This is a genomic window from Labrys sp. F242, from assembly GCF_057813875.1.
This window is the reverse complement of sequence record NZ_JBVASG010000007.1, coordinates 191,715-205,417: the sequence shown is the minus strand read 5'-3', so window position 1 is coordinate 205,417 and position 13,703 is coordinate 191,715. Positions and strand designations below refer to the sequence as shown.

The following is a 13,703-nucleotide window of genomic DNA, read 5'->3' as shown; positions in this document are numbered from 1 at the left end:
TCATCCCGCGAGCCTTGAAGCCTGAATCACTTCCTCAAGTTCCAGCACCCAGACCTAATCAGCGGCAAAGCCGCCAGACAGGAGTATCGACCATGATCTCGACGCGACGTTCATTGCTCAAGATGGGATTGGCCGGGCTTCTCATCCCCCAGGGATATCTTGCCCTGGCCGATGACAAGCCGAACAAGTCATTCGATGCCTGGCGCTTCGATTTCGAAGCAAGCATTCCCGCACGCATGAAGGCCGCCAATGTTTCGGGAGTGGCCGTGGCGATAACCGCCAGGGGTCATTCGACACGCTATAAGGCAGCCTTCGGCTTTGCTGATCTGAAGCAGGACCGCAAGCTTACCGTCGACACGCCCCTCCATCTCGCCTCGGTCAGCAAACTGGTCACCGCCTCGGCCCTGGTCCAGCTGTTCGAGCGCCGCGGCTACAATCTGGACCATGATGTCAACAAGTTCATCGATTTCCCGGTGAGGAACCCTAATCATCCCAATTTGCCGATCACACCGCGCCAACTTCTCACCCACACATCCAGCATCTCGGATGAGGGCTATGAGGATTTCTCCAGCGAGGGAGATCCGACGCAAAGCCTGTCGAGCTTCCTCAAGGATTATCTTGTGGAGGGCGGGCGGGCTTATTCGCCGGACAAGTCGTTCCTCAAAGCCAAGCCTGGCAGGAAATGGGACTATTCCAACATCGCCATCGCCTTGGCCGGCTATGTCGTCGAGCATGTCAGCAAGCGGAGCTTTTTTTCTTATACCGAGGCCAACATCTTCGAACCACTCGGCATTCGCAACGCTCATTGGTATCTGAAGGAATTCAAGCCGGACATGCTGGCCAAGCCTTACAAGTTCGAGAACAATGCCTTCGTCGAACTGCCGCAGGAAGGCTATCCAGACGTCCCCGCCGGCATGCTGCGCTGTTCGGTGGCTGATCTTGCCACCATCCTGCATGCCATGCTCGGTGGAAAAACCGATGGGCACCTGATCTTATCCCCGCGTGCCGTCTCAGCCATGTTGCGCCGCCAGGTCGATCCGAAGATCACACCCTATCAAGGGCTGGGCTGGGTCTCGGAGGAGATCGACGGGCACTCCTTCGTCGGCCATTCCGGCCGTGATACCGGCGCGACGAACATGGTGGCGCTGAGCAAGGATCGCAGCCATGCCGTCGCGGTGCTGATGAACATCGACAAGGCAGACGCGAACGACAAATTCAGGAGTTCCGTGACCGAAGATCTCCTCGCTGGCGCGAAGCTTTCGGGATGAGCTTTTCGCGGTATTCAGGACAGGAATGGATCGGAGGCCAGTTGCCGGGACAGCTTCGCCTTCGAAAGAACTGCGATTCATCGAAACGCCTTTTCTCCGTCGAAGACGCATCAATTTTCGAAGAAATGCATCACACGGATCGATCATGACCCAAAACAATCTCGTCACCGTCTTCGACGGTCATAACGACGCGCTGCTTAATCTCTATCACGCGCCGGAGCCCGATAAGATGCGGATCTTTTCACAAGGCGCACCGGCAGATTGGCATATCGACCTGCCACGCGCCCGCAAAGGCGGCCTTGCCGGTGGTATGTTCGCGATCTTCGCCCCGCCGCAGGAGGAAGGCGCGGCCAAGGCCGGAGCGGCCATCCCGATCCCCAGCAATGACGAGCCCCTACCACCACCCCTGCCGATGGAGGAGGCGCGCATCGCTACCCTCGGCATGGCCTCGATCCTGTTCAGGTTGGAGCGTGCCGGGCTCCTGAGCGTGTGTCGCAACGCAGCGGACATCCGCAACGCCATGTCGCAAGACACCCTCGCCGCCATCTTCCACATCGAGGGTGCTGAAGCGATCGATCCCGATCTTGCCATGCTGGACGTGTTGCACGCCACCGGCCTGCGCTCGCTTGGCCTGGTCTGGAGCCGGCCGAACATCTTCGGCCATGGCGTGCCATTCCGATATCCATCCTCGCCAGATAGCGGCCCGGGCCTTACCGACGCCGGCAAAGCCCTGGTCAAGGCCTGCAATCAGCTGAGGATTATGATCGACTTGTCGCATCTCAACGAAAAGGGCTTCCGCGATGTTGCCGCCCTTAGCGATGCCCCGCTGGTGGCAACCCACTCCAATGCGCATTCCATCTGCCCGCATGCGCGCAACCTCACCGACTGGCAACTCGGCGCCATCCGCGAGACGCATGGCATGGTGGGCCTGAACTACGCCACGAGCTTCCTCAATCCCGGGGGACCAACCGCCGAGGGTGCTGATCTCGAGATGATGCTGCGCCATATCGACACTTTGCTCGACAAGGTGGGCGAGGACGGCGTCGGCCTGGGCTCGGATTTCGACGGAGCGCCCATTCCACCCGAGATCGGCGACGCATCGGGGCTTCCACGGCTGATCGAAGCCTTCCGCCAGCACGGCTATGGAGAGGAGCTGATCGCGAAAATCGCTTGGAAGAACTGGGTTGGCATATTGGAGCGGACGATTGGCTGAACGCTGAGGCTCAGCATCGGCACTGGTACGTTGCCTAAATTTGAGGGCAGCCAGACAAAACGGGAAGCCATTACGACCTCTGACAGCGAAGCCGTCTGCTGGATCGTTCCCACCGCCGGTTGAAACCAATCCGCATCCGCCAGAACCAATATCCGAGCAACCCCATCCAGCAGGATCATCAGCGCGTCAAGCGCGGCCATGCTCGGGTTCAAGTCAACCATCTGCGCGGCGATAATCGTGCCCTGTATCGAGATGATTCACATGAAGCGCCAACGACAGGCCAGATATGCCTATAACCCAACATCCGCGCTTTGCGAGCAGTTCGAAATCCTCGCCGCCGCATCGACAGGGCAATCGACTTTTACGTCAATACTTTGAGTTTGCGACAGACCCCTTTTGCACGAGCGATGGTTTCATGAGCGTCCGCACTCAGCTTTAATAAGCCAATCCTGAACAAGCCATTGACCGACTAGATTAGCTCATCTAGCGTTTGAGATCGCCTACGACGATAGTGCTGCTTGAAAGGCAGGTTGCCCCATTTTCGTGCGATGGAGTCTTACACAATAATGACAAGGGATCGACCAGTTCATATTGGGGTATTATTCTCGAAAACGGGTTGGACCGCGGCAACTGAGCGCAGCATGCTGTCCGCCACCAAATTCGCCATTGATGAAATCAATGAAGCCGGGGGAATAAACGGGCGCCCGCTCGTTCCTATCTATGGCGACCCGGAGGGAAAGCCATCAGCATATCAGGATATGGCGCGCGAACTTCTGTCGGAAAGGAAGACAAGCATTATCCTCGGATGCTACACTTCCAGCCAGCGTAAGGCGGTCTTAAGTGTTTTAGACAAAGAACATGGATTGTTGTGCTATCCAGCACAATATGAAGGCTTTGAATATTCAAGAAATATCGTATATTTTGGCGCCGTCCCTAATCAAAATAGCTTTTTCTTGGGATCATATCTTTTAGAAAACTTCACGCCGAGACTATACATCGTCGGATCGGATTATGTGTGGCCTCGTGAGTCCGGGCGGATAATGGCCGATCTTATCAGTTCGTGTGACGGCGAGATCGTTGGCCAACGCTACCTTCGAGAAGAAGCGCCATTTGAAGAATTCGACGCCCTAATCAAGGATATGAAAAACCGCAAACCGGATATCGTATTCAACAATTTCGTCGGCCACTCGAACGTGAAATTCTACAAGGCCTATGCCGACAATGGCCTCGATGCGTATCAGATGCCCGTGGCGAGCTTGACGACCAGTGAAACCGACATCCGGGAGATCGGGATAGGCGCGGCATCTGGCCATATTACGGCTGCCACATATTTCCAGTCACAAACCAATCTGGCAAATCGATCGTGTCTCGAGCGATATCAGGCCGCGCACGGCGAACCGCCAAATGCGAATATGGGCTGGGAGGCCGCATACACTCAAGCGCATGTGGTCGCGCAGGCAATGCGGCGATGCGATTCAGACAACGTCAATCTCGTGCGTGCGCAAATTCTTGGTACGACCTTCGATGCGCCGCAGGGCGTAGTCACGATCGACCCGCTGAATTCTCACGCACATGTCTGGCCAAAGATCGGAGTCGTGCGAGACGATGGGCAGTTCGAGATCGTTGCCGAAACCAGCCACGCCGTCTCCCCGGACCCCTATCGGACCGCTTATTTTCTGGATGACGAGGACGGACCAGTGCAGACCACCGACCTACCGAAAACGCTTCGAGCTGACTCTTTCGGCACTCAGGAGTGATCCAGTGATGCCTGGGGGGCCTCAAGCGCTTGGACAGGCGGGCCGCTCTCGACAAACAGGTGCCGATGGGAGAGTCTGATCATGCGGGGTTCCCATTCTTCCAGTGGCAAGGAGAGGGATCAGATGCTTCTGGTCAAGGACTTGCGATCTTTGCGTGTCCTGCTCGTCCAGCCCAAGAATACCGAGGGCGCGGCTCTCCGGTCCCACCTGATGCGGATCGGCTGTCACGTCGAAGAAATCTGGCCCCCGCCGGGTGCCTTCAAGAACATCGATATCGTTTTCGCGATGTTCGATCAGATCATAGAACATAAACTGACGTTTGAATGGCAGGCTGACGACCCTCCCGCAGTCTTGATCGGGGTTATCGATTATGAAAACCCGCTTGCGATCGACAGATTGCTGCGAATGCAAGCGAATGCTGTCATCGGATTGCCGATCCGACCCTTCGGAATTCTCACCAATCTCCTGGTGACGGTCAATAACTTCCGGCGCGAAAAGCGGCTTTGCGCAAACCTCCAACGCATGCAGGCCAAGCTCGAAACCTGCCGTACCATTGAGCGTGCCAAGCTTGCGATGATGCTTACAAACAGTCGCTCGGAACATGAAGCCTATGGCAGGCTGCGGAACCTGGCGATGAGGCGGCGAACCACGGTGGAGGTCGTTTCCGGCGAGATTTTGAACGCACTCGACTGGTGCGACGAGGACGAACAGGCGAGCCTCAAAGAATGGTGCGATCGTGAATTTCCGTAAGGCATAGGTGGTCATGCAAGGCGGGCTGCACCGAAGGCGCAGCCCGCAATCGTAACTTACGTCACCGAGCTGCGTTGAGGGTCGAGCATGACAGGCTCGCAGCGTCCGGCATATGTTCTTGCCTCTGCCCGAGCCGCCAGCAGGAATTCGCGGCGGTCAGATGCACATGCAAGGCAAATCGGTTCATGACGGAATGAGGGGTCGCGATCCATTTCGTGGGCGATATAGGCTTGCGCACAATGACTACAGCGGATCCTCGCGGTCCATGGATCGTCGACTTCGCTCCGCGGATCGTGAGGCCGGTTCACGATATACCAGTTCGCGCGCGCTATCCCCAGTGACGCCGCATAGATGAGGACGGCTATAGCCAGGGTGATCGGCGGTGCCCAGATGCCACCAAAGCTGCCGCCAAACACCAGCAGAAGACAGCCGACGGCCGATGCGACGACCCAGGCTCCAAGTCCGCCCGGATTAACCAGCGGAACTCGACCGGGACGAAACTCAAGCATGTCAGCCCTGATCCCGCGTCGATAGCACCAGCCGATATGGGTAATGGCGACACCGACCCAGGCGACGATGATTACGCCCTGGAACTGGAGCGTCTGCAGAAGGTAGCCGAAGACATTCGTGAGCATCACAAGGAAGATCACGACCGACATGATCGCCACCCACATGGTACGGGGCAATGAAATCTTGAACGCCCGTGCAAAGAAGTTCTGCATATTCGTGGACGAAAGATAGAAGTTGATCGTGTTGATCCTCGTCTGGCTGACCCAGACCAGAAGCACTCCGAATGGCCCCATCAGTGCCACGATGCCGATGATCGCTGAAGTCTCCGACAACGGCCCCACGATCGGAATGGTTTGAGCGATGAAGATCCCGACCGCGCCGTTGATCAGCAATGTGACGACATAGAAGGGAATGCCAAAGCTCGTGCTACCGTTGGCGGCGGCATCCTCCTTGCGGCCGAAGCGGGCCACATCCCATGTCATCATCACGACGACCCACACACCCATATAGACCGTGAAGGCGAACCACCAGCCGGGGACACCCATGTCAGCGCTTCTTACCGGAAGATGGGTTAGCCAGTTATTTGAATAACCGTGCGTAACAATTGCCCAAATCACACAGGCGATAAGCCCAACGACATATAAAGGAAGTAGAACCCCGTTGATCCGATCGAGCCAGGTGCGTATGCCACGCATAACCAAGGGGGCGCTATAACAGCAGACGATGAAATACCACAGGCTCATCGGTCCGCCGAAATAGTCCTGGAGAGCGATCGCGACGATCGTGCCCTCGGCAATAGCGTAGTAGGTAATCGTCACGCCAAACAGCAGTGCAGCGAAAGTCGCGCCTACCTGTCCGAAAACCGCTCGGGAAAACAGCGCCACATTCGTTCCGCTTCGTGCCGCAAAGCGAGCGGCGACGTTGCACAGGACCCCATAAACCACAGTCGATAACGCGATACCGATCAGCGTATCGATCGTGCCGACGGACAGGGCAACGGTACTCCCGACGACGACCCAGAACATGGCGCTCATCAGGCCGAACCAAGCCATCGCGAGTGAAAAACGCGAGCTTCGCCAGGTCGGCGGCACGATATGCAAAGAGAAGTCTTCGGCAGCTGCCTGGCGCAAGACTCCAGGTTCGTCCTGATAGATGATATCCGGTTTTGGAATGCTACTGGCTGTATCCATGGTGTCCCCTCCTGTGGTCGCGGTCGTACCAATGTCAGCTGGGCAGCCAGGTTTCAGTGGCCCGTCCGCAGGATGTGAAATGCCAACCGTCTTTTGTCGCAGATGGCTATTTGCCTACACGTGAGAACCGCCTTGAACAGGTTCATGCGCGACTGTGCTCTCGCCCAGGAGGCGAACGGAGGAGAGCCAGCATTATCGAGAATATGCGCATTGCCCTGAACGTGATGGCATTGGCGTTCCTGGCCAATCCATCACCGTTTCCAGCCGCCTCGCCTAGCGGCACTCGTGGGGAGGCGGTGCGTTCGTGCGCTCCGCCTCCCGTGCCCAGCCACCTTAGGCGGCCCGAGATCTTTGGGTTGCTTCCTTGCCTAGGACTGCCAGCGTCTTGCCCCAATAGGGCACGGCCCTGCGCTTAAGCATCTGACGAAATTGATTGGTCGTATTGGGCAGAAGCGTGCCATCCCCCCAATCGAGGATAACGCCGTATTGCCGGATACAATCCATCTCGTTGAGCTTTCCGGCGCGATAATCTGCGGCTACCCTCTCTGCATCTTCATCGAGCCAGCCCAGGCGAGCCGCAGCGATGTGCTGGCGCTCCCTCTCTGTTGCCTCGACGTCGACCTCGTACTGAGCCAGATCGCGGTCGATCACCCCGATGACAACGCCGTAGTCAATTCTTGCCCGCTCAATACTGACATATTCGTCAGCCACGTCCTCGCGGACAAGCCGCGGGTCGCGTAGCAGGGGATCGCCGACGCCTCCGCCGCCGGCGGATGGACGCGTGAACACGTCATCCAGCTCAATCGGCAGATTCGAGAAGATGGAGCCGAGATAGCGCTCCTTCTCCGTCCCTTTGTTAAGCCACACACCGTGTGGGATCGAGGGCAGACCGCCCCACATACCCCATGTGACAGAGCGCTCGCGATCGCAGCAATAGGACACCACGATGCGCTCACCTTCAAAGACGGAGCCGCCCTTCTCGGCACCGAGTCCCCCTCGGGACTCCCCAGGTCCGGCCGAGTCCTGAACGAAATCGTGGCATTTCGTCAGCACGGGGGCGAGGCGCTCCTGGCCTTCGAGTGGCTGAATGCCATATTGCGCGCCGAACACCGGGGCGGTGGCATTGAAGCCATCACGACCGTTGCGGCCGCCCCAACCGCCTGCCATCCAATCATACCACATGAAATAAGGACGCCCCTTGATCCTGGTGTCACGCCCTCCGACCAGCAGATATTCGAGATTGAAGGCGCAACCCATGGTCCGTTCGGGCAGGATTTCGGCCCAAAGGCCGAACACCGAGTTCATGAGCTTTTCGAACGGACCCGAACAGAAGCCGGCGCAAGGGCTCGGCCAATCGGCGTTCACAACGGTTCCCGGCTCTCCCACATTTACGGTTACCGCCCGGTAGAGGCCGGAGTTCAGTGGTAGATCCGGGAACTGATACTTAGTTCCCGCTACGATGCCTGCGAACGAGCCTCCATAGGCCGCATTCAGGAATGTGGAAATTTGCGGATGCGATCCCGACAGATCGTAATGGGCGTGATTGCCATCGATCGTGAACTTGATCTTGATCGGGATCAGGCCCTCCTCGAGCTTGGGATCTTGGTCAATATAGTCTTCAGCGTACCAAGTGCCGTCCGGCAATTCGGCAAGACGCGCGCGCATGAGTACTTCAACATAGTCTTGCACTTCCTGAAACGCGGTCTTGATGGTCTCGGCGCCGTATTTGTCGCAAAGCCGGACGATCTCACGCTCGGCTACGGCGGTCGCCTCGGCCTGCGCCTGCATGTCACCGATGACATCGCCGGGATTGCGCGTATTGGCAGCGATCATGCGGGCCACGTCTTCGAGCCAGACCCCCTTGCTCCAAACCCGCACCGGCGTGATGCGTAGCCCTTCGCCCATGTGGTCGAGCGCATTGATGTTGAAGGACCCGGGTGCCGCTCCCCCCATATCAGCCCAGTGCCCGTTCGCCTGCGAGTATCCGATCAACTCGCCCTTGTAGAACATGGGGCGCAGGATCCGCGTGTCGTTGAAGTGACTGCCGCCCCGGAAGGGGTCGTTGATGATGAAGACGTCGCCCGGGTGGATATCGTCGCCGAACGCCTCGATCACCGCCTTGCACGTATAGTGGAGTGTTCCCACATGCGCGGCGATGTCGCCCGTTCCCTGCATCACCAGGTTACCCTGGGGATCGCTCAACCCCGACGAGAAATCGCGGCAGTAAATCACGAATGAATAGCAGGTTCTCAGCAACTGCTCGGCCATCTGATCGACGATGTTGACGAAGGCGTTGCGTAGAACTTCGAACGTGATCGGGTCGAGTGTGGTCTTGAATACCGTCTTTCGGTCCGCGGGAAGTGGCGGATGCTGAATGCCTTTGTCGGACAGCCCCGCATATTTGCTCAAGTTGCTCATGCTGTTCTTCCTCTCCATGTTCCTATGCCAGGCGTCGCTTAGGCGGCGTCGAGCTTGATCTGGATATTGAGCCACTCGTCGATATGGGCGACGCAGTCGGGGGGGATGACGGTGGTCGAGTCGAGCTGATCGATGATGGCAGGTCCCTTGATGGTGACACCTGCCGCCAAATGATCACGATCATAGAGGTTCGTGGTCATTGCCTGGGGCTGGCCGTGGAACCAGACCTCGCGCGTTCCCTTGGGTGTCGCCTTTGCGCCCTTGTCGATCTTGACTTTCGGGAAGGACGGTTTGGGCGTGACGCCGATCGCGCGAACGGTCAAACGATAGATCTCGACCGGAAAATCCTCACGGCGGAAGTTGTGGGCTTTCTCATATTCACTGTGGAAGATTGCGATCGCTTCTTTCATCGATTTGATCTGGCCGGGAACCGGCACCGCCAGCGAACGCCACTGGCCACGATAGCGCATGTCGACCAGACGCTGGAACGTCATGTCCTTTTCGTCGACACCATCGGTTTCCAGCCGTGCGCGCCCTTCGGCTTCGATCTCCTTGAACGCCGCCTCGATGTCGGCCGGATCGGCCTCGACGGCATCCTTGAAGAACATGCGGGTGACGTCGTGCTGGACATCGACAAGCATGCACCCGACCGCGGAGGTCACGCCAGGGTTTGGCGGAACCACCACCACTGGAATGTTGAGCTCGCGAGCAATATCCACGCCGTGCAAGGGGCCGGCGCCTCCAAAAGCCACTAGTGCGAAATCACGAGGATCGTGGCCCCGGGCAATGGAGATCAGGCGAACTGCATCTGCCATATTGGCATTTGCGACCCGGAGCGTCGCGAGCGAGGCCTCTATCACATTGAGCTCGAGCGGCTCGGCGATCTTTTTCATCACCTCGAGTGCGGCATCGCGATCGAGCTTCATGCTGCCGCCGGCCAACTCGGTGCCGACGCGCCCCAGAATGATATTCGCATCGGTGTTGGTCGGTTCGGTCCCCCCGGCCTTATAGCAGGCGGGACCAGGCACGGAGCCGGCCGATTGTGGGCCGTTGCGCAGCGACCCCGCCTTGTCAAGCCAGGAGAGCGAGCCGCCGCCCGCGCCAATGGTGAGAACCTCGACCGAGGGGAAACAGATCGGGTGGCCCCAATCGACCTCCCATTTGTCGGTCATTCGCAAATGTCCGTCTGCCGCGAGCGAAATATCGGCCGATGTTCCACCCATATCCAGGCCGATTGCATTCTTGTAACCGCACAGGCCGGCGAAATGCCTGCTTGCAATCGCACCCGCCGCGATGCCTGAAGCCGCAAGGCGGGCGGCGTATTTCTCCGCCGTCGCCGGCGTAATCACCCCACCACCCGAATGCAGGAGCAGCACGTCGGCTTCGTAACCGGCTTCGGTCGTTCTGCGATCTATGTCACGCGCATAGGGTCGGATGATCGGCGCCAATATTGTATTGGCGACTGTCGTCGAAAACCGGTCGTCCTCAAAGATCTCTGGGTGAGTTTCGTGCGAAGTCGTGATTGCGACGTCCGGCCCAAGCTCCTCAGCAAGTATTTCGGCCATTCGCAGTTCGTGAGCACCGTTGACATAGGCGTTGATGAAACATATCGCGACCGCGGTCACTTCCCGCTTGCGCAGGATGCGCGCTACTTCGCGAGCCTCGGCCTCGTTGAATGGCTCAATGACCTCGCCGCGATAGTTGATGCGCTCGGTAACGGCGAAACGGTCGCGCCGCCGAACATAGGGTGGGGTGCCTTCCTTATATGCATCCCAGGGGTCTTCTCTGGTACCGCGCCCGATTTCGAGAACGTCTCGAAAGCCCTTGGTCGTCACCATGGCTGCGGGCTTGAAATTGCGTGTTATCAGCGCGTTTGTCGCGATCGTCGTCCCGTGGGTAAACAGTTCCACGTCATGCCAATCAATCCGAGCCGCCGCTGCCCCGTTCATGACAGCGTCAATTGGATTGGCCGTGCTCGGCACCTTTGCAACGGTTTGATTGCCGTTGGAGTCAAGAATGAAAACGTCGGTGAATGTTCCTCCGACGTCTATGGCAACTCGAACACGCGATCCCTTGGACGCATAGCCGCTCAGTCTTCCGTCTATATTCATAGGCGGATTCCTCCCGATTTATGTTGGACAGTGTGAGGCGGACAGCACAACTCGCGTCGTGCAGTACGATTGTCTTTTATGTTTGGGGGGATGGTCACGCACAGTACATGTTGCGCAGCGCGCAATGTGCCGTGACCGCGTTCTCTGTTGAACGTAACTGGTAGCATACGCATAAAATACTCAATTCGCCAAACATTTTTTTCATAGGCAATTGGCCAGCGCGTCAGGACTTCCCAACGCGGATATGCTTTCGGCCACGATGGGGAATTGCTTCTAAGAGGCGGTCAATCGGGCGGCAGGCGCGGTTCAGGCGGCTTGTCGCCAGCCGAATGGCAATCTATGTCCGGCAATGAAGCCCTCCGATTTTCGAGGGGCTTGCGATGTTCAGAGGGCGCCATTTCGACCGCTCGGTAATCCTGCTTTGCGAGTGCTGGTACCTGGCTTACGGCCTGAGCCTGCGCGACTTGAAAGAGATGGTGGCGGAACGCGGCATCACCGTCGATCACTCGACGATCCATCGCTGGGCCCTTCACCTCTCGCCGTTGCTTCCGAAACGCTTCAACCGGCGCAAACGAGCCGTGACCGGCAAGTGGCACATGGACGAGCCGAAGGCCAGCGCGGGCCGTTACACCATCGACCACAAGACGATGCCAGCACGCATCGCCTCGCGCGCCTCAAACATCACGCGAGTGGAGTTGTTCCTAAATTATGGCCGCGGGCAGATCTCGCGGTCCGGCATCCTCCGGGAACCGATTTACGCAGAAACTGTTCCTGTGCAGCCTCAAGAGTGGGCAAACAAAAACACCTTTCCAGCAAGGCGGGGAAATGACCGAACGAGACGATGACCACAAGACGAGGGCGGAACGCAGCCCGGCCGGAGAATCCAGCAAGCCTCGAATATTGAGCGTACTAGGACCAGGCTTGATCACAGGCGCCTCCGATGACGACCCAAGCGGTATTGCCACTTATTCGCAGGTAGGCGCGCAATTTGCCTATAGCGCGAGCTGGACACTGATATTTTCTTATCCGCTCATGAGCGCGATCCAAATGATCAGTGCCCGCCTCGGGAGAACCACAGGGCGAGGAATAGCTGGTAACTTGCGTAAGTATTATCCTAACTGGCTGGTCTATTCAGCTATCTTCCTACTGATTGTCGCGAATGTCATCAATATCGGGGCTGATATTGGCGCAATGGGAGACGCCATTAAACTCATCGTAGGCGGCCCCACCCTGATCTATATCATCATCCTCGGCATCGGATGCGCCGTCGCCCAAGTGTTTCTTCAATATAAGCAGTATGTTCGTCTCCTTAAGTGGCTCAGTTTGGCACTGTTGGCGTATGTCGCCACGCTTCTCATCGTGAAGATCGATTGGGCCACGTTAGCGTCCGGTCTTTTCATTCCACATATCGAATTTACCGCTGACTATCTCACCGCGGTCGTGGCGATTTTCGGGACAACCATCAGTCCATACCTTTTCTTCTGGCAAGCCTCACAGGAGGTTGAGGATTTGAAGGAAAAACCCGGGCGCGAGCCACTGAAGGACTGCCCGGAACAAGCAGAAGACGCCGAGCAGCGGATTGAACTGGACACCTTGGTTGGCATGGGCGTCTCAAATTTCATCGCACTGTCCATCATGGTCACGGCGGCAGCAACGCTGAACACTCACCATGTCACCAACATCGAAAGTTCGGCCCAGGCAGCTGAAGCATTGGAGCCTGTAGCGGGGAAGTTTGCCGAACTGTTATTCGTTGTCGGCATTGTCGGAACGGGCCTGCTGGCTGTTCCAGTGCTTGCCGGATCGGCCGCTTATGGCCTCGGCGAAGCCCTGCGTTGGCCCACCGGACTGGCTCGCAAGCCCAAGGACGCGAAAGCGTTCTATGGAACAATAGCTATCGCAACCATGCTTGGCGTAGCCTTGAACTTCACGCCGATTAATCCGATCCAAGCGCTGTTTTGGAGTGCTGTCGTGAATGGAGTCGTAGCGGTCCCCATTATGGTCATCATGATGCTGATGTCGACGAACAAGAAGATCATGGGCGATGAGACCATTGGCGGCTGGTTGATCGGCCTGGGTTGGCTCTCGACGGCAGTTATGGCTCTTTGCGCGATCGGAATGGGCGTATCGGTTTTCCTAGGATAATCATCTGGAACCATGGTCGATACGAGAAACCTGATCATCGCCTGGAACGGCGGCGGGCAACGGGCACATTTTTCGTGTTACCGCTGTTCAAGGCGATGGCATTGAGAAAAATTGAAAGCCTGCCGTAAAGACGCCATCAACGGTGGAAGGTGGCAGCATCTATCGGAACATCGTGGTGGGATTTTCACAAAAGTGCCCGACGCCAATTTTGACATCGGGCAGGTAGGAACGTTTGGAACCTGTCGGACAACGACCTGAGGCTCGGTTGCCAACTGTCTGGCTAAATGGTGCTTAGAGCTGGAAAAAGAAGCTGGACCAGCTCTCATTCATTCGCCTAGGTGGGG

8 protein-coding genes and 2 pseudogenes are annotated in these 13,703 nt (G+C 57.5%); 7 read left to right on the top strand and 3 right to left on the bottom strand.

The window, feature by feature from the left end; translation table 11 throughout:
• Nucleotides 1-92 precede the first annotated feature (92 nt).
• From ACZYTC_RS31125 to ACZYTC_RS31105, 5 genes and pseudogenes are all read left to right on the top strand, one after another.
• Entirely contained in the window at nucleotides 93-1,268 is a 1,176-nt protein-coding gene (locus tag ACZYTC_RS31125) for a serine hydrolase domain-containing protein (protein ID WP_441773545.1), read from the top strand.
• Nucleotides 1,269-1,413: 145 nt separating this feature from the next.
• Nucleotides 1,414-2,481 carry a dipeptidase gene (locus tag ACZYTC_RS31120; protein WP_488991378.1) on the top strand — a complete coding sequence of 356 codons (1,068 nt, stop codon included), beginning with the start codon at nucleotides 1,414-1,416 and terminating at the stop codon, nucleotides 2,479-2,481.
• Between the two features lie 42 nt (nucleotides 2,482-2,523).
• Nucleotides 2,524-2,859: pseudogene (locus ACZYTC_RS31115) on the top strand (IS6 family transposase); the annotation flags it as partial.
• A 170-nt stretch (nucleotides 2,860-3,029) separates the two neighbouring features.
• Nucleotides 3,030-4,238: a transporter substrate-binding domain-containing protein gene (locus ACZYTC_RS31110; RefSeq protein WP_488991403.1), complete on the top strand. Its 1,209-nt coding sequence runs from the start codon at nucleotides 3,030-3,032 to the stop codon at nucleotides 4,236-4,238.
• Nucleotides 4,239-4,361: 123 nt separating this feature from the next.
• On the top strand, nucleotides 4,362-4,988 hold the full coding sequence (locus ACZYTC_RS31105; protein ID WP_434960362.1) for an ANTAR domain-containing response regulator: 627 nt from the start codon (nucleotides 4,362-4,364) through the stop codon (nucleotides 4,986-4,988).
• 56 nt (nucleotides 4,989-5,044) lie between these two features.
• Here ACZYTC_RS31105 and ACZYTC_RS31100 read toward each other — a convergent pair whose 3' ends face one another.
• The 3 genes from ACZYTC_RS31100 to ACZYTC_RS31090 form a co-directional block, all read right to left on the bottom strand.
• Entirely contained in the window at nucleotides 5,045-6,688 is a 1,644-nt protein-coding gene (locus ACZYTC_RS31100; RefSeq protein ID WP_488991377.1) for a purine-cytosine permease family protein, read from the bottom strand.
• 333 nt (nucleotides 6,689-7,021) lie between these two features.
• On the bottom strand, nucleotides 7,022-9,106 hold the full coding sequence (locus tag ACZYTC_RS31095; protein WP_488991376.1) for a hydantoinase B/oxoprolinase family protein: 2,085 nt from the start codon (nucleotides 9,104-9,106) through the stop codon (nucleotides 7,022-7,024).
• A gap of 38 nt (nucleotides 9,107-9,144) precedes the next feature.
• Nucleotides 9,145-11,217: a hydantoinase/oxoprolinase family protein gene (locus ACZYTC_RS31090; RefSeq protein WP_434960359.1), complete on the bottom strand. Its 2,073-nt coding sequence runs from the start codon at nucleotides 11,215-11,217 to the stop codon at nucleotides 9,145-9,147.
• Nucleotides 11,218-11,597: 380 nt separating this feature from the next.
• On the opposite strand from ACZYTC_RS31090, the pseudogene ACZYTC_RS31085 reads away from it, so the two are divergent.
• Nucleotides 11,598-11,822, top strand: a pseudogene (locus ACZYTC_RS31085) (IS6 family transposase); the annotation flags it as partial.
• A gap of 220 nt (nucleotides 11,823-12,042) precedes the next feature.
• Entirely contained in the window at nucleotides 12,043-13,359 is a 1,317-nt protein-coding gene (locus tag ACZYTC_RS31080; RefSeq protein WP_434960358.1) for an NRAMP family divalent metal transporter, read from the top strand.
• Nucleotides 13,360-13,703: the final 344 nt, after the last annotated feature.

What these genes read in the sequence shown, in the direction of transcription:
- ACZYTC_RS31090 (WP_434960359.1), bottom strand. Translation starts at nt 11,217, where the DNA reads ATGAATATAGACGGAAGACTGAGCGGCTATGCGTCCAAGGGATCGCGT.
- ACZYTC_RS31080 (WP_434960358.1), top strand. Translation starts at nt 12,043, where the DNA reads ATGACCGAACGAGACGATGACCACAAGACGAGGGCGGAACGCAGCCCG.
- ACZYTC_RS31105 (WP_434960362.1), top strand. Translation starts at nt 4,362, where the DNA reads ATGCTTCTGGTCAAGGACTTGCGATCTTTGCGTGTCCTGCTCGTCCAG.
- ACZYTC_RS31120 (WP_488991378.1), top strand. Translation starts at nt 1,414, where the DNA reads ATGACCCAAAACAATCTCGTCACCGTCTTCGACGGTCATAACGACGCG.
- ACZYTC_RS31125 (WP_441773545.1), top strand. Translation starts at nt 93, where the DNA reads ATGATCTCGACGCGACGTTCATTGCTCAAGATGGGATTGGCCGGGCTT.
- ACZYTC_RS31100 (WP_488991377.1), bottom strand. Translation starts at nt 6,688, where the DNA reads ATGGATACAGCCAGTAGCATTCCAAAACCGGATATCATCTATCAGGAC.
- ACZYTC_RS31110 (WP_488991403.1), top strand. Translation starts at nt 3,030, where the DNA reads ATGGAGTCTTACACAATAATGACAAGGGATCGACCAGTTCATATTGGG.
- ACZYTC_RS31095 (WP_488991376.1), bottom strand. Translation starts at nt 9,106, where the DNA reads ATGAGCAACTTGAGCAAATATGCGGGGCTGTCCGACAAAGGCATTCAG.